We start from the raw sequence: 20944 nt of genomic DNA, 5'->3' as shown, positions 1-20944 counted from the left end.
CCGGAGCACCCGGGCGAACACGGGGAGTGGTCATGAATCACATCGCTCGACGAAGGATGCTGGCAGGCGTCACCGCCGGACTGCTGAGCACCTCGCTCGGCCTCGCCGTCTCCGGAGCGGCGACCGCCGCGCCGAAGGGCCAGGACTTCCGCGCCTGCACGATCAGCACGCTGCCGTTCCCGGCCGACACGTACCGTGCCGAGGCGAACGCCGTCGACCCGACCGGCCGGTACGTCGTCGGCGCAGCCCTGCGGGTCAGCGACAGCGGCAACCAGCCCCTGCTGCTCGTCTGGGACCGGCAGCGGCTCACCACCCTCGACGCGCCGCTCGGCGGAGACCCCGTCGACGTCAACGCCCACGGTGTCGTGATCGGTAACGGCTGGACGAACGGCATCAGCCAACCCTGGCGGTACCGCGACGGTCGGGTCGAGCTGCTGCCCGTGGTGCCGTCTGCCGGCATCAGCGTCACGGCCATCAACAAGGCCGGCGACATCGTCGGCCACGGCACCGACACCGCAACCGGCGAGTTCTTCGCGCTGCGCTGGCCCGCCGCCCGGCCGGGCACGGTCGAGGTGCTCGACACCCCGGCCAACGCCACTCCCACGGGGATCACCGCGGACGGCACCATCGTGGGTTCCGCCGGGGACTTCGGTAGCTGGACCGGCTGGGTCCGTCGGCCGGACGGCCGGGTCGACGCCCTAACCGCGCCGGGCGCCCGGATGACGATGGTCGACGGGGCGCAGGGTCACTGGGCGATCGGCAAGGTCGACCTGGGCGGCACCAGCACCCTGAACGTGCGGTGGGATCTGCGGGACGGTTCGTACACGGCGCTCGACGAGCGACTGGCCTGGGCCGACGACGTCAACGCCAAGGGCGTCGTCGTGGGCGGCGACCGGGTCGTGCGGGGGCACAACTCCCGGCTTCTGCCGGGTGGCGGCGAGCGGGTGACCGTCGGCGCGCGGTCGATCTCCGACACGGGCACCATCGTCGGGTTCCGCAACGACGACCGGGTCACCCCGGTGCGCTGGACGGGCTGCTGACACCCGACCGGCGACAACGGGCCCGCCCGAGGGCTCGCGGGCGAGCACCGCTCAGCGGTGCTCGCCCGCACAACACGACGATGTGTTCGCGGCGTGGAGATGCCATGGAGGTTGGTTGCTCATCGTTGTCGATACCGAAACCGGATGCATAGCGTTGCGGAACGGTTCACGGAAAACGGGGATGGGCGACATGGGTTTCCAGGAATGGGTACGCGAGTTCGAGGACAACGCGGAGCGCCGCCGGGTGGAACCGGACCCGCAGTGGGGAGCGGGACGCCCATTGGACCGAGCCCTCATTCGAAGTCTGCAGAGGTTCCAGGCCGGCGAGGACGGCGACGGCGCGAACCTCATCGGCAAGAGTGAACGTGCCGGTGACGCGGACTACCTGGCGGCGGTCCGGATGTTCGTCGCCGAGGAACAGAATCACGCCCGGCTCCTCAAGCTTTTGCTGATCAACGCGGGAGCGTCCACGATCGACGGTCACTGGAGTGACCGCGTGTTCGTGGCGCTGCGGCGCGCACTGGGGCTGCGGTTGGAGTTGATGACGCTGATGGTCGCCGAGGTGGTGGCGTTGCGCTACTACCGAGCGGTTCGCGACGGCACGGCCGATCCGTTGCTGACGGATGTGGGCGGGCGGATCCTGGCGGACGAGGAGTCACACGTCCCGTTCCACACCCAGCGGCTGCGCGCCGGATTCGCCTCCGTCGGAGGGCTGGCGCGGGCAGCGGTGGCAGTTGGTTGGTGGGTGTTGCTGCTCGGGGCGGCATGTGTGGTCGGGTACGGCCACGGCTCGGCACTGCGTGTGCTCGGCGTCGGCCGGCTGCGGTTCATCGGCGAGACCGTGGCGCTCTTTCGACCGGTCGTGCGCGACGTGCTGGTGGCCCCTGATCAGGATGATCTCCGGGTCGAGCAGCGAAGCGGGTACGGACACCGCTAGGGAGATCGGTTCGACCGCGCGCGGCGGGACCGACCCGGGTGGGGGCGGTCCCGCCGCGGCGCGTCACGGCTTCCAGGAACCGGCGGTCTCGAACTCGTGCTGGTACTCCAGCGCGCCCCTGGTGTCGTGCACGTCGAACACGACGCTGCCGGTGCGCCTGGTGCCGGCGGTCAGGTCGTTGCCCGCCGGCATGGGCTTGCCGCAGCCGGAGAAGGCCCCGCCGATCGCGTTGGTCTCGGTGCCGTCGGCGGCGACCCACTGGAAGTAGAACGGGTTCGCCGAACCGGTGCCCTTGGTGACCGTCACCGTCACGTCGGCGATCACGTACATGCCCTCGTCGGGCTGGAGGCCGTAGGACGCGCAGGGCTTGGTGGCGGTGCTGAACTTCGTCACGGTGATCTCGACGGTGCCGTCGTCACCGTCGACGACCAGGGTGTCCCCGGGCGACATGTTGCGGGTGTCGCCGTTGGCCGAGCGAGGGGTCGGCGAGGGGACGGCGTTCGGAGGCTGCCCGGCGCCCCGGGTCACGCCGGGGGTGGGCAGGGCCTCGGTCACCTCGGTGGCGGCCCGGTTGGCGCCGATGACCACCGCCACGATGCCGCCGGCGCAGCACAGCAGGGTGAGTACGGCCGCCGTGACCGCGACGACCACCACCGTCTTCTTGGAACTCTTCGTCGCTACAGGCGGCGGCATGGTCAGCGGATAACCCGGCCCGCCAGCCGCGGGGTACGCGCCGCCCGAGAACGGCGGCTGCGGCCAGGGCTGATCGGGCGAGGCCGGGTAGGGCGTGCTGGCGTACGGCGGCTGCGGCGAGCTGGCGTACGGCGGCTGCGGCGCGGTCGGCGGGGCCCACTGAGCCGGTACGCCCGGCTGCGACACCCCGGACACCGGCGGCCCGGAAACCGGCGGCTGCGGAGCGTTCGCCGCTGCCGACCACGGGTTGGGCGGCACGGGTGCCTGCGGGACCGTCGGGTCGGCGGCGGACTGCGGCTGCGATGTCGCCGGGAACGGCTGCGTCGGCCGCTCCGGGTGCGGCTGCTGGGGGTCCTGCTGCCCGACGGGGGGCTGGGGGTGGGTCACCGTACTCCTTGACGCCTCGTACGTGCGGTTCGGGAACCCGCCGACGCTACCGTGCGTCGCGGAGCGTCCGGTCGCCGCGCCGGACGTTGTCCCACGGCCGGACCGGGGCACGTGTCGATGCCGCGGACGGGCCAGGGTGGACTGTGCGGCCGAAAACTCGATGGATGGACGTCACACGCCCGGTGTCAGCGGAGTGGGAGGACGGCGGCGGTGCGGACCAGCCCGTCGGCGACCACGAACCGGCCGGTGACGGTGGCGGGCGGGTCGGCGACGGCCGCCGCGTCCAGGCGGGCGGGTGCGATCCGGGCCGTGAACGTCCCGGCGTCCGGGTCCAGCTCCAGCCGTGCGTCGTGGAAGTCCAGCCAACTCCCGACGACCGGGTACCAGACCTTGTAGACGGTCTCCTTGGCGCTGAACAGCACCACCGGCCAGGAGATGCCGCCGGGAAGCCGGGCGCAGATCTCCTCCTCCTCGGGCAGCAGCACGAGTCGGCGTACTCCCTCATTGACCTCGCGATGCTGCTCGGCGTCCATCCCGACGGACCGGACGTCCGTGCTGCGCGCCGCGGCGGCGGCGCAGTAGCCGGTGGTGTGGGTGATGGTCCCGACGATTCCGGCCGGCCAGACCGGCGCACGGTCGGCTGCGGCCGGCACGGCCGCTGGCGGCAGGCCGAGGCCGGCCATCGCCCGCCGGGCGCACACCCGCCCGGCGGTGAAGTCCCGCCGACGGGTCTGCACGGCCCGGTCACCGAGGCACGCCTGCTCGGCGGCGAGCAGCTCACCGGCCCAGTCGTCCGGGCTGGCGACCGCCACCGCGACCGTCGCCGGCAGCAGGTCACGCACGGCCGCCTACCCGTCGGTAGGAATGGACCTGGTGCGGGGACATTCGGTCAACCGTCAACTTTCCGACTGTCACGAGGGGAGAACGTACCGCAAAGATGTAACACCGGGGGTACGCGCTGCGCTCCCCTGACGGCACCGGGGGAGGGCCATCAACCGCTGGCCGGGGCACGGCGACAGCCAGTCCCGCGGACATCTGGAGAGGACTGCGATGACCCATGGTGCGGAACGGCCGGGGGTACGGGCCGACGACCACGCCCCGACGACCCCCGGTTGGAGCTGTGGCTCGTGCGGTGACGAGTGGCCGTGCGCGACGAAGCGCAGCAGGCTGCTGGCGGAGTACGGGGGTGACCGGGCGATGCTGAGCGTCTACCTGGGGTCCTGTCTCGCCGCCGCCACGGAGGACCTGCGTGCCGCCCCGGTGATGTCGCTCCAGGACCGGTTCATCGGCTGGCTTCCGCGCGGTTCCCGGCGCGGCTGAGGCCACCGGTGGCCGCCGCTCACACGGCGGCCACCGGGGCCGTGCCTCAGCGACGTCGCGGCCGCCGGGTCAGGGCGAAGCCGACCACGCCGGCCACGGCGGCGAGCACGCCGCCGATGCCGGTCCAGACCCAGCGTGAGCCGAGGTCCGGCAGCCAGTCCGCCGGTGAGTCACCCTCGTCGTCGGCCTCCGGGTCCACCGGGGGTACGGCGTTGAGCACCGTGCCCGCCTTGGTGTTCGGCTGAAGCGGCGCGGCCAGTTCGCCGTCGTCGCCCGAGGCGCCGTGGTCGGCGACGGTGCCGACCAGCAGGTCGACGTCGATCGGGGCGCCCAGGTCCGGTTCGGGCAGGTCCACCACGGAGAGCCGGACGACGTACGTGCCGGGCAGCGGGTCGGCCGACCACGGCTCCGCCCAGGGCCGCACCTCACGCAGGGTGCAGCCCAGCATCACGCTCGACGCCTGCGCGTCCACCGTCGGGGTCTGCGCTCCGGCGGTGCACGCCTGCCGCCGGCGCAACCCGTCGAAGACGTCGACGGTCCAGGTGGAGGCGCCGCTGCGGGCCTTCGGGAACGAGACGGTCGCACTGATCTCGTGCACCTGCCCGGCGGTGGCCGCGAACGACCAGTAGAGGTGGTCGCCGACCGAAGCGTCCACCCGCACGGGTTGCCCGGCGGTGATCGGGGTGGCGGTGAGGAACGAGGTGCCGGCCCGGGTGACCGGGGTGGCACCTGGTGAGGGGGTGGGGGCGGCGACGGCCGCCGCGGGCAGCAGGGCGGACCCGCCGGCGGCGAGTAGCGCCGCCAGCGACCGGAACAGTGCGGTACGCATCAGTTCTCCCTCCAGGTGGCGACCCACCAGCGGGTGAGCAGCCCGGCGAGCAGGCCGGTGAGCAGGCCGGCCACGGTGAGCAGGGCGAGCAGCACCCAACCCCGGCCGAGGTCCGGCCCGTCCGGTGCCGGTGCGGCCGCCACCACGTCGATGGTCAGCTCCACCGGCATGCCGGGGGTCGCCGCGGTGCCGGGGCGCGGGGCGAACGAGTTGCTCACCACCAGGCAGACGGTGGTGGGTTCGGCGGCGGTCGGGGTCGCCTCGGCCTCGGTGGCGTCCTCGTCGTCGGCGCTGGCCGACCAGCGCAGCCCGGCGGAGAGGACGTCGGCCCGTCCACTGCCCGCGTCCGCGCCACGGACCAGCTCCCGGCCGTCCGCCGCGGTGGCCCGTAGCAGCACCCCGTAGTCCCGGTTCACCGGCCGGTCCAGCGCCATGCTCACCGACGCGCGCAGCTCCTGCCCGGGGCGTACCGGCACCCGGTAGTACCGGTGCTCGGAGAAGGCCTCCCGGTCGGCGTACACGCCGGGGGCCAGCAGCGGAGCGGAGTCGCAGGCGTTCGCGCCACCGACCACGGTCGGTGCCAGCGTGTGCGTGTCGCCGGCCCGCTCGACGAGCTGCTTGATCCGGTCGGTCAGCTCCTCGGCGCTCTGCGCCGCCGTGTAGGTGCCGCCGGTCGCACCGGCGATGCAGAGCAGCTGCCGGCGTACCTTCTCGTCGGGGGCCAGCCCGAGCGTGTCGACCACCAGGCTGGTGCCCTGCGCGGCCAGCTCCCGCGCCACCTCACACGGGTCCGGCGGGGCGCAGGTGTCCTCCCCGTCGGTGATCAGCACGATCCTGCGGGTGGTGGCCCCGGTGCCGAGGTCCTGCGCGGCGGAGCGCAGTGCGAGGCCGACCGGCGTGAACCCGGTCGGGCGCAGCGTCGCCACCGCCGCCTTGGCCCGGGCCCGGTCGACCGGCCCGACCGGCACGATCTGCTGGGTGTCCTGGCAGCCGACCTTCTTGTCCTTGCCCCGGTAGGTCGCGCCGAGCACCCGGATGCCGAGCTGGGTCTCCGCCGGCAGCGCGTCCACCACCTCGTTGAACGCCTGCTGGGCGACCGAGATCCGGCTGCGCCCGCCGATGTCCGCGGCCCGCATCGAGCCGCTGACGTCGAGCACCAGCTCGACCCGGGGCGGCTCGGCCACCGGCTCCTCGTCGTCGGCCGCCGCCGGGAGCGGCCCGGCCAGCGCGGTGGTCGCCAGCAGTCCGAGAAGGACGGCCGTCGATCGTCTGAAGTTGATCACGGCCCGCAGTGTAGTGAGATCCACTTTGGATGATCATTTGGGTCAGCCCTGTCCCCGGTCGGCGGCACGCGCCACCAGCAGGGTGCGGCGGGGTGCGGTCAGGCCGGCGCGTCGAGGATTTGCGACCAGCCGCTTCGGTGGGACCGCGACGTCCGGTTCCCCCGGCGAGCCTGGCGTCCGTGGCCACTCGACGGCGGTCTCCGGACGGGTCGACGAGGGCCTCCGACCGGCCCGTTCCGGGCTCTGGGTCCACGCCGGGTCACCCTCGGTCAACTGCTGGAGGGAGGCTGCCGGTCCGGCCGACATCGGTCGGAAATCTGACCTAAGTCGACCCGTTGTGCCGGTGGTGCGCGGTGGTTAAGCTCTTCATGCGCGCCCCAATCGCCCGCTTCCCCCGTGGCAGGCGATCGGGGCGCGCGTCTTTGTGCAACGGGCCCACACGCCGAAGCGTGCGGGCCCGTTTTCGTCGCGCTGTGCGGCGCGTCGCCTGTCGATGCCTATATCCAGCGACCGTCCAGCCACATCCGGGACAGCCAGTCCGAGTACGGCATCAACGTGCCCACGAAGATCGGATAGAAGTACGCGAAGCAGAGCGCCACCAGGAGCACGTACGCCCCGGCCGCGACGCTGCCCACCAGCCGGCGTTCGTAACCGGGATCGCCGGGGACCAACGGGGCCACCGCACCGACGTCACCCCCGGCCGGGGCGATCAGCGCGCCCAGGACGTACACCACGGCAAGGACCATGAAGGGCAGCGCCGGAGCGGCGTAGAACGAGAACATCGTGCGGCCCTCGAGGGCGAACACGAACCAGGGCAGCAGGCCCGCCGCCACGGTGAGCAGGATCGCGCCGGCCCGCCAGTCCCGGCGTGCCACACCCAGCCAGACCAGCGCCACCAGGGCGGGCAGGAACGACCACCAGAGCAGCGGCGTGCCGAGCAGCAGGATCTCCGAGGCACAGCTCGGCGCACCGCAGGCGCCCTCGCCGGACCAGTGGAACGCCACCGGGCGGCCGAGCAGCAGCCACTGCCACGGCCACGACTGGTACTTGTGCGGGTCGTCCAGGCCGGTGTGGAAGCCGTACGCCGCGCGGTGGTACTCGAAGAGGTTGATCAGCGGGCCGATCACCGGGGCGTCACTGAGCGGGGCGCTCGGGTAGGACGACGCGAGCCGGTAGTAGCCGTCGTCGCTGAGCAGCCAGCCCGACCAGGTGGCGAGGTAGGTGCCGATCATCAGCACGCCGGCCAGCACCAGCCAGGGCAGCTCGTCGAGCAGGGTGTCCCGCCAGGGCCGACGGACGCCCGCCGAACGGCGGACACCGACCTCCCAGAGGAGCACCAGCAGCGCGAAGGCCGGCACGAAGTAGAGCGCGCTCCACTTCACCGCGCAGGCGCAGCCGATCAGCACCCCGGCTGCCAGTCGCCACCACGGCCAGGTGCGCCAACCGGTCGGGGGTCGGCCGGCACGGCCCGGTCGGGTCGGGTCGAGCCCGCCCTCCAGCGCCTTCGCCCAGCGCCGACGCCGGGAGTCCCGGTCGAGCACCAGCGCGCCGAACGCGGCCAGCACGAAGAAGAGCAGGAAGATGTCGAGCAGCGCCGCACGGGACAGCACCAGGTGGAAGCCGTCCAGGGCGAGCAGCAGGCCGGCCGCGCACCCCAGCACCGTCGAACGGAACATCCGCCGCCCGATGCGGACCAGCAGCAGCACCGAGAGGGTGCCGACCACGGCCGCCGAGAACCGCCAGCCGAACTCGGGCGCGGTGGTGAACAGATGCCCGGGGACGGAGACCCTCGAATCGGCGTCCTGGTAGCCGAAGGCCCACTCGCCGAGGCCGATCAGCCACTTGCCCAGCGGCGGGTGCACCACGTACGACGGGACGTTGTCCTTGTAGTTCCACTCGACGCCGCGACTGATCAGCCCGTACGCGTCCTTGGCGTAGTACGTCTCGTCGAAGATCTTGCCCTTCGGGCTCGACAGGCCGACGAAGCGCAGGATCGCCGCGATGGCCACCACCACGGCGGTCGCCAGCCACGAGGACCGGTCCAGCCGGGAATCGACGGTGGCGAACCGGCGGCGGAGCACGCCGGGCACCCCGCCTCGGCCGGTGCTGGGCACCGCGGCCTCCTCGTCGGGGCGGTGCTCGCCTGCGGTCACTTCGACCGTCTTTGCCGGGTCGGCGCTCGGGCTCTGCGCTGTCGACGCACTCGTCACCCGGCGATCGTAGGCTGCCAACGTGTCCTGTGGCGCCTGTCGTCCCCGATACCGGTATCTGCTGTCGATGAAGGAGACGATCTCGTGGGTGAAATGTCCGAAGCTGGGCGCCTGATCCTGCTCGGTGCCCCGCTCGGCAACCCCGCCGACGCCTCGGCCCGGTTCCGTGAGGTGCTGACCAGCGCCGACGTGGTGGCCGCCGAGGACACCCGGCGGCTCACCCGGCTGGCCCGCGACCTGGACATCACCGTCGGCGGCCGGATCGTCTCCTACTTCGAGGGCAACGAGGAGCGGCGGACCCCCGAGCTGGTCGAGGTCATCCTCGGCGGGTACGTGGTGGCGCTGGTGACCGACGGCGGGATGCCCAGCGTCTCCGACCCCGGCTACCGGCTGGTCCGGGCCACGCTGGACGTCGGCGCCCCGGTCAGCGTCGCCCCCGGGCCGAGCGCGGTGACCACGGCGTTGGCGGTCTCCGGGCTGCCCGTCGACCGGTTCTGCTTCGAGGGCTTCCTGCCCCGCACCCCCGGAGCCCGCCGGGCGCGGCTGCGCGCCCTCGCCGCCGAGGAACGCACCCTGGTCTTCTTCGAGGCGCCGCACCGGATCGGCGCGGCGCTCGCCGACCTCGCCGAGACGTTCGGCGCGGACCGGCCGGCCGCGGTCTGCCGCGAGTTGACCAAGACCTACGAGGAGGTGCTCCGTCGTCCGCTCGGCGAGTTGGCCCGGTGGGCCGCCGAGGGGGATCCGCGTGGGGAGATCACCCTCGTGGTGGCCGGCGCGCCGGTGAGCGCCCCGGAACGGCCCGACGACGACACCCTGCGCGCGGCGGTCGCCGAGCGGGAGGCGGCCGGCCGGTCCCGCCGCGACGCCATCACCGACGTGGCCACCGAGTACGCGCTGCGCCGCCGCGACGTCTACACGATCGTGCACAGCTGATCCGCGCTCCCGGCCCGTCGGGCTCGGGCCGGGTCACCAGGCGGCGGCCAGGAACCCGAGGGCGATGAGGACCGGGCCGGCGACCGCGACGGTCACCGCCCAACGCCGGTTCCGTCGCCCGGCCAGCCGGGTCGACCCGGTGAACCGGGCGATGCCGGCGGTACAGGCGATCATCACCAGCAGGCCGGGCACCCAGCGCAGGTGACGGCCCGCGCCGGTGTCGGCGTACGCGGTGCCGCCGTCCGGGCCGGCCATCCGCGCTGGCAGCGCCGTCCCCGGGGCGTCCTTTCCGGCGGGTACCCCGGTGACCCGTACCCCGTGGGCCACGAACGGCCCGTCGTCCGCCGCGAAGGTTCCCCGGCACCGCTGGGTGAGCCCGCCGCCGGAGCAGTCGTCGATCACGACCGTGCCGACGCGGGCGTGACCCACCGCGAGCCAGAACGGGCCGGCGCTGACCCAGGCGAAGAAGGCCGTGACCAGGCTCAGCAGCACCAGCGCGGCGAGGCCGGGCAGCGGGTCCGGCGGTGGGGCGGTACGGGCCGACGCCCGCCGCCCCGCCGGGCCGGAGGCGCGGTCCCGCTCCGGCGCGGGTTCCTCCCGGACGGGGGTGCCGTCCCAGTGCACCTGCTCGATCGGCGCCCAGACGGCCTCGGCATCGTCCGGCATCGTGTCGCCGTCGGCCCGGCGGGCGCCCCGGTGCCAGCGGCTCTGCTGACGGACCGGCACCCGGCGGGGCACCGCGTCCACCGGCGCCCCGGTGGTCGGCTCCACCTCGACGACCCCGGCGGCGGGCTCCCCACCGGAGCCGTCCGTCGCGCCCGTGGGACGGGTCGGGCTGGGTGCCGGTGCCGCCGGAGTGGGCCGAGCCGGGGTGGGTGCCGGCGCGGCCGGCGCCGGCCGGGCCGGGGTGGCGGCCAACTCCGCCGCGTCGTCGCGCTTCGGCACGGCAGTCCGCCCCGCCGGCGTGGGTCGCTGCCGCCCGGGCCGGTCGGCGGGGACGGAGCCCGGTGCCGGCGCGGTCCCCGGTCGGGGGGTGGAGCCCGTTCGGGCGCCGACGGCCGGTCGGGGCGTCACGTCGTCCGGGGCAGGATTCGCGTCGTCACCGGGCACCGGCCGGGGTTGGGGCGCTCGTCTGCCAGTCACGACGTTCATTGCACACCGGTCGGCGGGGCGGATCGGGCAGCTCAGCCGCGTGTCGGCGACAAATCGGACCAATGGGCGGGGTGCTCGGGCCGGTCCGTCGGCCCCGCACCCCCTATTGGTTCGCGGGCGCACCGGACGGGTCACTAGGCTTGCTGCTCATGAGTCACGTTCTCGCGGCAGTGGCCTGGCCGTACGCCAACGGCCCCCGCCACATCGGCCACGTTTCCGGTTTCGGCGTTCCCTCCGACGTCTTCGCCCGGTACATGCGGATGGCCGGCCACGACGTGCTCATGGTCTCGGGCACCGACGAGCACGGCACCCCGATCCAGGTGCAGGCCGACGCCGACGGGGTGACCCCCCGTGAGCTGGCCGACCGGTACAACCGGGTGATCGTCGAGGACCTGCACGGGCTCGGCCTCACCTACGACCTCTTCACCCGCACCACCACCCGCAACCACTACGCGGTGGTGCAGGAGCTGTTCGAGGGGATGTACCGCAACGGCTACATCGTGCCGAAGACCACCATGGGCGCCATCTCCCCGTCGACCGGGCGCACCCTGCCCGACCGGTACATCGAGGGCACCTGCCCGATCTGCGGGTACGACAGCGCCCGTGGCGACCAGTGCGACAACTGCGGCAACCAGCTCGACCCGATCGACCTGATCAACCCGAAGTCGCGGATCAACGGGGAGACCCCGAAGTTCGTCGAGACCGAGCACTTCTTCCTGGACCTGCCCGCCCTCGCCGACGTGCTGCGCCAGTGGCTGGACACCCGGGAGGGGTGGCGGCCCAACGTGCTGCGGTTCTCCCGCAACCTGCTCGACGACCTCCAGCCCCGGGCGATCACCCGGGACCTGGAGTGGGGCGTACCGATCCCGCTGGACGACTGGCGGGACCGGCCGGACAAGCGCATCTACGTCTGGTTCGACGCGGTGATCGGCTACCTGTCCGCCTCCATCGAGTGGGCCCGCCGCTCCGGCGACCCGGAGGCGTGGCGCCGGTGGTGGTCGGCCGACGGCGAGGGCAAGGACGCCCGGTCGTACTACTTCATGGGCAAGGACAACATCGTCTTCCACTCGGTGATCTGGCCGGCGCTGCTCTCCGGATACTCCGGTGCGGGCTCCCGCGACGGTGAGCCGGGCGAGCTGGGCCAGCTCAACCTGCCCACCGAGGTGGTCTCCAGCGAGTACCTGACCATGGAGGGGCGCAAGTTCTCCTCGTCCCGCAAGGTCGTCATCTACGTCCGGGACTTCCTGGAGCGCTACGACGCCGACGCGCTGCGCTACTTCATCGCCGCGGCCGGCCCGGAGAGCAACGACACCGACTTCACCTGGGCCGAGTTCCTCCGCCGCAACAACGACGAACTGGTCGCCGGCTGGGGCAACCTGGTCAACCGGTCGGTGTCGATGGCGGCGAAGAACTTCGGCGCGGTCCCGCCGATCGACCCGGCCGGGCTCACCGAGGCCGACGAGGCGCTGCTCGCCGTGGCCCGGGCGGGCTTCGCCACGGTCGGCGACCTCATCGGCCGCCACCGCCAGAAGCAGGCCATCGGTGAGGCCATGAAGGTGGTCGCCGAGGCCAACCGGTACCTCTCCGAGCAGGCGCCGTGGAAGCTCAAGGACGAGGCGGACAAGCCCCGGCAGGGCACCATCCTGCACGTCGCCCTCCAGGTGGTCAGCGACGCCAACACGCTGCTCACCCCGTTCCTGCCGCACTCCGCGCAGCAGGTGCACGAGCTGCTCGGCGGCACCGGCGTGCACGCGCCGATGCCGGTCATCGAGCAGGTCGACGACCTGGACGGCGGGCCGGCGTACCCGGTGCTGACCGGGGACTACACGGTCGGGGCGCGCTGGGAGTCGGTGCCGCTGGAGGCGGGGCGACCGCTGTCCACGCCGAAGCCGGTGTTCCGCAAGCTCGACCCGTCGATCGTCGACGAGGAGCTGGCCCGCCTGGCCGGCTGAGCGTACGAAGGCCGCGCGGCGGAGGGCAGCAGTCCACCGCCGCGCGGCGTCACATCGCGTACCGGGTGTCCATCACCTGATCGTCGGTCACCTCGGTGCCCGGTGCCCAGGTCTCGTAGATGCCGCGATCGTGGCACTGCGCGCCGGTGGTGAGCACCGTCTCCGGGTCCGGGAAGCGCAGCCGCAACCGCAGCCAGCCGCCCTCCTCCCGCAGCACCAGGCAGGGCACACCCCGCCACCGGGCGAACCGGAGTCGCCGGGCGACCGCCTCCACCGGGTAGCGGGCCGCACGGGTCATCGCCAGGACCCGGAACCCGCCCGGCAGGTCGGCCACCGCCTCGTACTCGCTGTCGCCGTGCACACCGACCAGTTGGGTGGAGCGCGGGGAGTCCCCGGTCGGCACGTACTCCTGGTCCGGGGAGAGACCCGGCACCGCCGACAGCAGATGCCGCCACTGCGGGCCCACCATCCGCAGCCAGCCGCGCTGCTCGGCCTGGTAGGTGTAGAGCACCACCTCCACCCCCTCCGCCGGGTAGGCGAGCAGGGCCGCGTTCGCCGGCATCGGCAGGTCGGCGAAGTCCCGGGTGATGAACTCCGGGATGAGCTGACCGTTGCTCGGCACGAACCCCGTTCCCAGCACCGGCGGACCCAGCCGGTCGCGGGGAGCCAGCTCGGTCAGGCCACGGTGCGCCTCGCCCACCGGCACGTCGTAGTCACCCGGGTCGGCGGCCCGCCAGCGCAGGGCGTACGCCACCTCCAGGCCGTCCCGGCCCACCTCGCCGTCGGTCCTCAGCACCGTGGTCGCCCCCGGGGTACGCAGGTGCGCCACGTCGTGTTCGCGGTAGCAGAAGCCGTGCGGCAGCCACCCCCGCACGTACCCGGCGAGCTGCCGGGGGGAGAGCACCTTCACCATCCGGGTGCCCCTGCGGACCACCGCCGACCCGCGCGCGGCGACCAGCATCGGGTCAGCCGCCGCGGCCGGCTGCTGGCTGAGCTGGTGCAGCTGCGCCCAACCCCGCTCCCGGTGCGCCGGCATCATCAGCGGCGTCTCCGGCTCCTCGGCCGGCTCCGGTGCCCCGTGCACCGCGGTCACCTCGGTGACGTGCACGAACCGGCGCCACGGCAGGGCGCTGCCCGCTCGCGGCGCCCACTCGAAGCCCTGCACCTCGTCGGCGCTGAACAGCTCGTACGCGGCACCCCGGGCGATCTCCTCGGCCGGGTAGACGCCGCCGCCGAACGCCACGCGCAGCCCGGTACGTTCGCTGGCGGCACCACTGGCCTGGGGGGCAACGCTCACGTCGCCGCCTCGCTGCGCCCGGCAGCGGCGCGAGGCGCCACGCTGCTGTGCCTCACGGTTCGCTCGCTGCGCTCGCTCACGCGAGCGACGGTAGAGTCGCGCGGCGTAGTCGAGGTGAACGTCGGGTGGCGGGCGGATGGACAGCCCCGGTGTGTGATGCTGTCGCTGATGAGCGAGCCCACTGAAACCCGCCGAGAGCGGGCCGCCCGGCGGGCCGGAGAGTTCCCGCCCGCCCCCGAACCGCTGCCCCGGCCGGTGCTGGACAGCCACACCCACCTGGACATAACCGTCAGCGAGGCCGGCGTACCCGGCGGCGGGTCCGCCGACGACCCGGTCGCCGCGGCGATCGCGCTGGCCACCGGTGTCGGCGTGGACCGGTTGGTCCAGGTGGGCGTGGACGTCGCCTCCTCACGGTGGGGCGCGGACACCGCCGACCGGCACCCCGCCGTGCTGGCCACGGTGGCGCTGCACCCCAACGAGGCGCCCCGGCTGGCCGACCTCGACGAGGCGCTGCGGGAGATCGAGGCGCTCGCCGCGCGGGACCGGGTCCGGGGGATCGGCGAGACCGGGATGGACTTCTTCCGCACCGGGGACGAGGGGCGCGTCGCGCAGGAGGAGAGCTTCCGGGCGCACATCGCCATCGCCAAGCGGTACGGCCGGGCACTGGTCATCCACGACCGGGACGCCCACGCCGACGTGCTGCGGATCCTCGACGACGAGGGCTCTCCGGACACCGTGGTGCTGCACTGCTTCTCCGGTGACGCCGACTTCGCCCGCGAGTGCGTCCGTCGCGGCTACCTGCTCAGCTTCGCGGGCACGGTCACCTTCGCCAGCGCCACCGCGCTGCGCGAGGCCGCCGCGCTCACACCCGTGGACCAGATCCTGGTGGAGACCGACGCCCCGTACCTCACCCCGACCCCGCACCGGGGCCGACCGAACGCGTCGTACCTGATCCCGCTCACCGTCCGCTCGCTCGCCGCGACCACCGGCACCGATCTGGACGAGCTGTGCGCCGCCATCTCCGCCACCGGCGACCGGGTCTTCGGCCCGTGGTGAGCCCGGCCCGACGGTCTGCCCCGACGACGCCGTTACGCTCCCAGGCATGACCGGTCTCCTCGGCCCGGCGGAGATCCGGGAACTCGCCGCCCGGCTGGGCGTCGCGCCCACCAAGAAGCTGGGCCAGAACTTCGTGCACGACCCGAACACCGTGCGCCGGATCGTCACGGCCGCCGGCCTGACTCCGGACGACGTGGCCCTGGAGGTCGGCCCCGGGCTCGGCTCGCTCACCCTGGGGCTGCTGCCGGTCGCCGGGCACGTGCACGCCGTGGAGATCGATCCGGTGCTCGCCGGCGCGCTGCCGGAGACCGTCGCCCGGCACGCCGGGGCGGACGCCGGGCGGCTCACCGTGCACCGCGCGGACGCGCTACGCATCGACGCCGCCGAGCTGGCCGATCCGGCGCCGACCGCGCTGGTGGCGAACCTGCCCTACAACGTGGCCGTGCCGGTGGTGCTGCACCTGCTCGCCGCGCTGCCCAGCCTGCGGCACGGCCTGGTGATGGTGCAGAAGGAGGTCGCCGACCGGCTCGTCGCCGGTCCCGGCTCCAAGGTGTACGGCATCCCGTCGGTCAAGCTCGCCTGGTACGCGCAGGCCCGGGGCGCCGGCCGGGTGCCACCGAACGTGTTCTGGCCGGTGCCCAACGTCGACTCCGGTCTGGTCGCCTTCACCTGCCGCCAGCCACCCCGCTCCGACGTACCCCGGGAACGGGTCTTCGCCGTGGTGGACGCGGCGTTCGCGCAGCGTCGCAAGACCCTGCGCGCCGCGTTGGCCGGCTGGGCCGGGGGCGCGGACCGCGCCGCCGCCGCCCTCACCGCCGCCGGCGTCGACCCCGGTGCCCGGGGGGAGTCGCTCACCGTCGAGCAGTTCGCCGCCATAGCCGCGTCGGCTCCGACCGCCGTGCCGGCCGCCCAGTAGGCTGGCGCCGTGACCGAGGCGTGGCGACCGGATGGCGAAGACGAGCGGCGCGGAGCCAGCGGACCGGTGAAGGTCCGGGTGCCCGCGAAGGTCAACCTGCACCTCGGGGTGGGCCCGCTGCGCCGCGACGGCTACCACGAGCTGAACACCGTCTACCACGCCATCTCGATCCACGACGAGTTGACGGCCCGGCGGGGCGACACCCTCACCCTGACCATGGAGGGCGAGGGCACCGGCGAGCTGGCGTTGGACGACACCAACCTGGTGATCCGCGCCGCGCACGCCCTGGCCGGGTACGCCGGGGTGCTGCCGCACGCCCGGCTGCACCTGCGCAAGCAGATCCCGCTCGCCGGCGGGCTGGCCGGTGGCAGCGCCGACGCGGCCGCCGCGCTGGTGGCCTGCGACGCGCTCTGGGGCACCGGGCTGTCCCGTGACGAACTGGCCGGGATCGCCGCCGACCTCGGCTCCGACGTGCCGTTTCTGATCTACGGCGGCACCGCGCTGGGCACCGGCCGGGGCGAGGCGGTCAGCCCCGTGCTGGCCCGCCCCACCTCCTGGCACTGGGTGGTGGCCATCGCCGACAGCGGCCTGTCGACCCCGGCCGCGTACCGCGAGCTGGACCGGCTGCGCGACTCCGGTGCGGCGGGCACCCCGCTGGGCAGCACGGACGCGCTGCTGGGCGCGCTGCGCCAGCGCGACCCCCGGGTGCTCGCCCGGACGCTCGGCAACGACCTCCAGGACGCCGCACTGGCCATGCGCCCGGCGCTGGCCGACACCCTCAAGGCCGGCGAGGCGGCCGGTGCGCTCGCCGGCATCGTCTCCGGCTCCGGCCCGACCTGCGTCTTCCTCGCCGCCGACGCGGCCGCCGCCGAGCGGATCGCCGCCGAGTTGACCACCGCGGGCGTCTGCCGCGAGGCGCGGGTCGCGCACGGCCCGGTCGCGGGCGCGCGCGTCGTCTGACGTCGCGGCCCACCGGCCGACCGGGCGCGCGGCGCGGGTGGCCGGGGCGTCCGCGTACCCTTGGGTCAGGCGTCCCGAGGTGCCCGCCGGCACCCGGACGCCTTGATCTTGAAGGGTGGAACGTGGCCAACATCGTCAATCTGGACCGGGTGTCCAAGGGGTACGGCGCCGCCGGGCGGCTACTCACGGACGTCTCGCTCGGCCTGGACGACGCCGACCGGATCGGCGTGGTCGGCCTCAACGGTGCCGGCAAGTCCACCCTGCTGCGGCTGCTGACCAAGCAGGAGGAGCCCGACGACGGCCGGGTCACCCACCGCCGTGACCTGCGGGTGCTCTGGCTGCCGCAGCAGCTCGCCCTCGCTCCCGAGGCCACCGTCCGGGACGTGGTGCTCGGCACCGCCTGGCTCGGCGAGGGCATGGGCGCCGAGCACGAGTGGGCCGGCGACGCCGGGGTGCGGGACATCCTCGACGGCCTCGGCATGCCGCACCTCGGCCTCGACCAGCCGGTCGGCCCGATGTCCGGTGGCGAACGACGCCGCGTCGCGCTCGCCGCGCTGCTCGTCCGCGACTCCGACCTGCTCATCCTCGACGAGCCCACCAACCACCTCGACGTCGGCGGCGTCGACTGGCTGGCCCGGCACCTGGTCGGCCGCAAGGGCGCCCTGGTCGTGGTCACCCACGACCGGTGGTTCCTGGACGCGGTCTGCACCACCACCTGGGAGGTCGCCGACCAGACGGTCCGCGCGTACGAGGGAGGCTTCGCCGCCTGGACCCTCGCCCGCGCCGAGCGCGAGCGCGTCGCCGCCGCCACCGAGGCCCGCCGGCAGAACCTGCTCCGCAAGGAGATCGCGTGGCTGCGTCGTGGTCCGCCGGCCCGCACCTCCAAGCCCCAGTTCCGCATCGACGCCGCCAACGCGTTGATCGCCGACGTGCCGCCGGCGCGCGACACCATGTCGTTGCAGCGGATGGCCACCTCCCGGCTCGGCAAGCAGGTGTACGACCTGGAGAACGTCGAGCTGCACGCCGGCCCCAAGGAGATCCTGCGCGGGGTCACCTGGCAGGTCGGCCCCGGCGACCGGATCGCCATCCTCGGCGCCAACGGCGCCGGCAAGACCACCCTGCTGCGGATGCTCGCGGGCATCACCCGCCCCGACGGCGGCCGCCTCAACACCGGTTCCACCGTGCGACCGGCGTTCCTGTCCCAGGAGCTTGCCGAGCTGCCGGGCCACCTGCGGGTGCTCGAAGCCGTGGAGGAGGTCGCCCGCCGGGTCCAGCTCGGCGACCGGGAGGTCTCCGCCGCCCAGCTCGCCGAGGTCTTCGGCTTCGACGACCGGCGGCTCTGGACGCCGGTCAGTGACCTCTCCGGTGGGGAACGCCGCCGACTCCAGATGCTGCGGCTGCTCGCCGGCGAGCCCAACGTGCTGCTCTTCGACGAGCCCACCAACGACCTGGACACCGACACCCTGGCCTCCCTGGAGGACCTGCTCGACTCCTGGCCCGGCACGATCATCGTGGCCAGCCACGACCGTTACCTGATCGAACGGGTCACCGAGTCGGCGTACGGGATGTTCGGCGACGGCCGGCTGGTGCACCTGCCCGGCGGCGTCGACGAGTACCTCGCCCGGACCGCCGAGCGGGCCGGCGCGCCCCGGCCCGAGGTCACCTCGGCCTCCGCGCCCGCCGGTCCCTCCGGAGGCGGCATGTCCGCCGCCGAGGTCCGCCAGGCCCGCAAGGAGCTGACCCGGCTGGAACGCCAGCTCGGCAAGCTCGACCAGCGCGAGACCACGCTGCTCGACCAGCTCGCCGCCGATGCCACCGACTACGCCCGGGTCGCCGAGCTGGACACCCAGCTCAAGGATCTGCGCGCCGAGCGGGAGCGGATCGAGGAGACCTGGATGACGCTCGCCGAGGACCTGCCCGACAGCTGACCGGGCCCGGCTCGCCGGGTCAGGGACCGTGTGCGGCGTCACACCACCACATGCGGGACAATCGTCGACGACACCTCACCCCACGGCGTTGGAGACTCTGACATGGCCCACACCCCCGTCAACCACCCCGCGCGGCCGGTCTACCGGGCGATCGGCGGGCTGACCGGTCTGTACCTGGTGGTCTTCGGTGTGCTCGGCATCATCGAGAGCGCCGGCAACGAGGTCCTCGCGCAGGACGACACCCGGGTCCTCGGCCAGGGCACCAACCTCGGCTTCTCGCTGCTCTGCGTGCTGCTCGGGCTCCTCGTGGTGGCTGGCACCGCCCTCGGCCGCAACATCGACGTGGCGATCAACCAGTGGCTGGCGTACGCCCTGATGGTGGTCAGCCTCGCCGGCCTGGCGTTCATCCAGACCGACGCCAACATCTTCAACTTCAGCATCGCCACGGTGATCGTGGTGATGCTGGCCGCCCTGGTGCTGCTCATGGTCGGCATGTACGGCAAGGTCGGCACGGACGAGGAGTCGGAGGCCTGGCAGAAGGCCCGCCTGGTGCTCTGATCCTGCTCGGGCTTGGTGGGTTCTCGCCGGAGCCCGAGCTGCTCCGGGCGGTCAGGCTTGATCCCTGCGCAGCTCGGGCTCCGGCGAAAACCTGACGTGGTCCGGCCTTCGGCGGACCCTGCCGCCTTTGGGGTTCTCCGGACAGTCCCCTCTGCCTCGGGTGACAATCCTCCTGAATCGGTTGACTCAGGTGGATGGGGAGCAGGGGTATGCCGCACTTTCCGGTGAACCATCCGGCACGGCCGCTCTACCGGGTTCTCTCCGGCCTGATCGGCGTCTACATCCTGGTCTTCGGCGTCTGGGGCGTCGCCGAGACGATCGGCGACCCGCTCTTCGACCGGGGCAGCCACTGGGCACTCGGGCTGCGCACCAACCTGGCGTTCTCGCTCGCCTCGGTGGTCTTCGGGGTCGTCCTGATCATCGGGGCGTCCCGGCGCAGCAACCTCGGCCACTACATGAACCTCACCGCTGGTGTGGTGTTCCTGGTGACCAGCATCCTGATGATGTCCGTGCTGCAGACCGAGGCGAACTTCCTGAACTTCTCGATGTCGACCGTGGTCGTGTCGATGCTGTTCGGCCTGATCCTGCTCGGCACCGGCCTGTACGACAAGGTCGGCCCCGAGGAGCACGCCGAGGAGGAACGGCGCAACCGCGCCCACCCCGTGGCCGAGGTGCACCGCCGCTGACCGGGGTCAGCGGCGGCGGGCGGTGATCAAGGTCGGCTTCGCCTCCAGGTGCGACAACCCGTTCCAGGCGAGGTTGACCAGGTGTGCCGCCACCGTCTCCTTGCGCGGCTTGCGCACCTCCAGCCACCAGGTGCCGGTCAACGCCACCATGCCCACCAGCGCCTGGGAGTACAGCTCGGCCAGCTTCGGGTCGTACCCGCGGCTCTTGAACTCGGCGCCGAGGATGTGCTCGACCTGGTGCGCCACGTCGTTCATCACGCTGCTGAAGTTGCCCGTCGCCGACAGCACCGGCGACTCGCGGACCAGCACCCGGAACCCGCTGGCCTCCTCCTCGATGTAGCCCAGCAGGGCCATCGCCGCCTGCTCCAGCAGCTCCCGTGGGTGCCCGGCGGTCAATGCCGTGGTGATCCGGTCCAGCAGGGCCCGGACCTCCCGGTCCACCACCACCGCGTAGAGCCCCTCCTTGCCGCCGAAGTGCTCGTAGACCACCGGCTTGGAGACCTTGGCACGGGACGCCACCTCCTCGATGGAGGTGGCGTCGAAACCGCGCTCGGCGAAGAGTTGCCGGCCGATCGCGATCAACTGCTCCCGGCGCTGGGCGGCGGACATGCGGACCCGGGAGGTGGACTTGGGTTTGGTGGCCGGAGCCGGAACCGCACGCCGACCGCCGTCTCCGTCAGTGCCCTCGGGCATGTCGCCGCCTCGCTGGCGCTCGGTGACGCCCTGCCGTGGGATGGTGCCTCCGCTGTGCCCGTTCACGTCGTCGCCTCACTCGCGGGCGGTCTGATCGTCCCGCCGCGCCGTCCG

At 73.3% G+C, this 20944-nt stretch carries 20 protein-coding genes; 11 read left to right on the top strand and 9 right to left on the bottom strand.

Annotated features, from left to right (window positions below):
• The first annotated feature begins 32 nt into the window (after positions 1–32).
• Together M8C17_RS08755 and M8C17_RS08750 are read left to right on the top strand one after the other, a co-directional pair.
• Positions 33–1040, top strand: coding sequence for a hypothetical protein (locus M8C17_RS08755; RefSeq protein WP_252415905.1), 1008 nt, complete (start codon positions 33–35; stop codon positions 1038–1040).
• Positions 1041–1230: 190 nt separating this feature from the next.
• Positions 1231–1977, top strand: a complete 747-nt coding sequence (locus M8C17_RS08750) for a ferritin-like domain-containing protein (RefSeq protein WP_252415904.1) — start codon at positions 1231–1233, stop codon at positions 1975–1977.
• A 63-nt stretch (positions 1978–2040) separates the two neighbouring features.
• Here the strand turns inward: M8C17_RS08750 and M8C17_RS08745 are convergent, their stop codons facing one another.
• Both M8C17_RS08745 and M8C17_RS08740 read right to left on the bottom strand, forming a co-directional pair.
• Entirely contained in the window at positions 2041–3057 is a 1017-nt protein-coding gene (locus M8C17_RS08745) for a hypothetical protein (RefSeq protein WP_252415903.1), read from the bottom strand.
• 185 nt (positions 3058–3242) lie between these two features.
• On the bottom strand, positions 3243–3899 hold the full coding sequence (locus M8C17_RS08740) for a 4'-phosphopantetheinyl transferase superfamily protein (RefSeq protein ID WP_252415902.1): 657 nt from the start codon (positions 3897–3899) through the stop codon (positions 3243–3245).
• A gap of 208 nt (positions 3900–4107) precedes the next feature.
• On the opposite strand from M8C17_RS08740, the gene M8C17_RS08735 reads away from it, so the two are divergent.
• Complete coding sequence (locus tag M8C17_RS08735; protein ID WP_252415901.1) at positions 4108–4377, top strand: hypothetical protein; 270 nt, start codon at positions 4108–4110, stop codon at positions 4375–4377.
• A 46-nt stretch (positions 4378–4423) separates the two neighbouring features.
• On the opposite strand, the gene M8C17_RS08730 is transcribed toward M8C17_RS08735, so the two are convergent.
• The 4 genes from M8C17_RS08730 to M8C17_RS08715 all read right to left on the bottom strand — a co-directional run bounded on the left by M8C17_RS08730 (position 4424) and on the right by M8C17_RS08715 (position 8699).
• Complete coding sequence (locus tag M8C17_RS08730; RefSeq protein ID WP_252415900.1) at positions 4424–5206, bottom strand: peptidase; 783 nt, start codon at positions 5204–5206, stop codon at positions 4424–4426.
• Positions 5206–6489: a VWA domain-containing protein gene (locus tag M8C17_RS08725; protein WP_252415899.1), complete on the bottom strand. Its 1284-nt coding sequence runs from the start codon at positions 6487–6489 to the stop codon at positions 5206–5208. The genes M8C17_RS08730 and M8C17_RS08725 overlap by 1 nt, the downstream gene beginning before the upstream one ends.
• 42 nt (positions 6490–6531) lie before the next feature.
• On the bottom strand, positions 6532–6795 hold the full coding sequence (locus M8C17_RS08720; protein ID WP_252415898.1) for a hypothetical protein: 264 nt from the start codon (positions 6793–6795) through the stop codon (positions 6532–6534).
• Positions 6796–6986: 191 nt separating this feature from the next.
• Positions 6987–8699, bottom strand: coding sequence for a dolichyl-phosphate-mannose--protein mannosyltransferase (locus M8C17_RS08715; RefSeq protein WP_374557719.1), 1713 nt, complete (start codon positions 8697–8699; stop codon positions 6987–6989).
• A gap of 93 nt (positions 8700–8792) precedes the next feature.
• On the opposite strand from M8C17_RS08715, the gene rsmI reads away from it, so the two are divergent.
• On the top strand, positions 8793–9632 hold the full coding sequence (gene rsmI, locus M8C17_RS08710) for a 16S rRNA (cytidine(1402)-2'-O)-methyltransferase (RefSeq protein WP_256482352.1): 840 nt from the start codon (positions 8793–8795) through the stop codon (positions 9630–9632).
• 33 nt (positions 9633–9665) lie between these two features.
• On the opposite strand, the gene M8C17_RS08705 is transcribed toward rsmI, so the two are convergent.
• Complete coding sequence (locus M8C17_RS08705; protein WP_252415896.1) at positions 9666–10577, bottom strand: hypothetical protein; 912 nt, start codon at positions 10575–10577, stop codon at positions 9666–9668.
• Between the two features lie 356 nt (positions 10578–10933).
• Here M8C17_RS08705 and metG point away from each other — a divergent pair, with 356 nt between their 5' ends.
• Positions 10934–12736, top strand: a complete 1803-nt coding sequence (metG, locus tag M8C17_RS08700; protein WP_252415895.1) for a methionine--tRNA ligase — start codon at positions 10934–10936, stop codon at positions 12734–12736.
• 49 nt (positions 12737–12785) lie between these two features.
• On the opposite strand, the gene M8C17_RS08695 is transcribed toward metG, so the two are convergent.
• Positions 12786–14033: a hypothetical protein gene (locus M8C17_RS08695; RefSeq protein WP_252415894.1), complete on the bottom strand. Its 1248-nt coding sequence runs from the start codon at positions 14031–14033 to the stop codon at positions 12786–12788.
• Between the two features lie 156 nt (positions 14034–14189).
• Here M8C17_RS08695 and M8C17_RS08690 point away from each other — a divergent pair, with 156 nt between their 5' ends.
• The 6 genes from M8C17_RS08690 to M8C17_RS08665 all read left to right on the top strand — a co-directional run bounded on the left by M8C17_RS08690 (position 14190) and on the right by M8C17_RS08665 (position 20137).
• Entirely contained in the window at positions 14190–15089 is a 900-nt protein-coding gene (locus tag M8C17_RS08690; RefSeq protein ID WP_252415893.1) for a TatD family hydrolase, read from the top strand.
• 46 nt (positions 15090–15135) lie between these two features.
• Entirely contained in the window at positions 15136–16005 is an 870-nt protein-coding gene (gene rsmA / locus M8C17_RS08685; protein ID WP_252415892.1) for a 16S rRNA (adenine(1518)-N(6)/adenine(1519)-N(6))-dimethyltransferase RsmA, read from the top strand.
• A gap of 9 nt (positions 16006–16014) precedes the next feature.
• Complete coding sequence (locus tag M8C17_RS08680) at positions 16015–16965, top strand: 4-(cytidine 5'-diphospho)-2-C-methyl-D-erythritol kinase (protein WP_252415891.1); 951 nt, start codon at positions 16015–16017, stop codon at positions 16963–16965.
• 122 nt (positions 16966–17087) lie between these two features.
• A complete protein-coding gene (locus tag M8C17_RS08675) occupies positions 17088–18893 on the top strand; it encodes an ABC-F family ATP-binding cassette domain-containing protein (RefSeq protein ID WP_252415890.1) in 1806 nt (601 codons plus the stop codon).
• Positions 18894–18995: 102 nt separating this feature from the next.
• Positions 18996–19451 carry a DUF4383 domain-containing protein gene (locus tag M8C17_RS08670; RefSeq protein WP_252415889.1) on the top strand — a complete coding sequence of 152 codons (456 nt, stop codon included), beginning with the start codon at positions 18996–18998 and terminating at the stop codon, positions 19449–19451.
• Between the two features lie 209 nt (positions 19452–19660).
• Positions 19661–20137: a DUF4383 domain-containing protein gene (locus M8C17_RS08665; RefSeq protein ID WP_252415888.1), complete on the top strand. Its 477-nt coding sequence runs from the start codon at positions 19661–19663 to the stop codon at positions 20135–20137.
• A 6-nt stretch (positions 20138–20143) separates the two neighbouring features.
• Here M8C17_RS08665 and M8C17_RS08660 read toward each other — a convergent pair whose 3' ends face one another.
• Positions 20144–20830, bottom strand: coding sequence for a TetR/AcrR family transcriptional regulator (locus M8C17_RS08660; RefSeq protein WP_252415887.1), 687 nt, complete (start codon positions 20828–20830; stop codon positions 20144–20146).
• Positions 20831–20944 lie beyond the last annotated feature (114 nt).

The sequence above is a fragment of the Micromonospora sp. RHAY321 genome (assembly GCF_023896955.1).
GTDB lineage: Bacteria > Actinomycetota > Actinomycetes > Mycobacteriales > Micromonosporaceae > Micromonospora.
The sequence above is the reverse complement of the archived record's forward strand: the minus strand, read 5'-3'. Positions and strand labels throughout refer to the sequence as shown.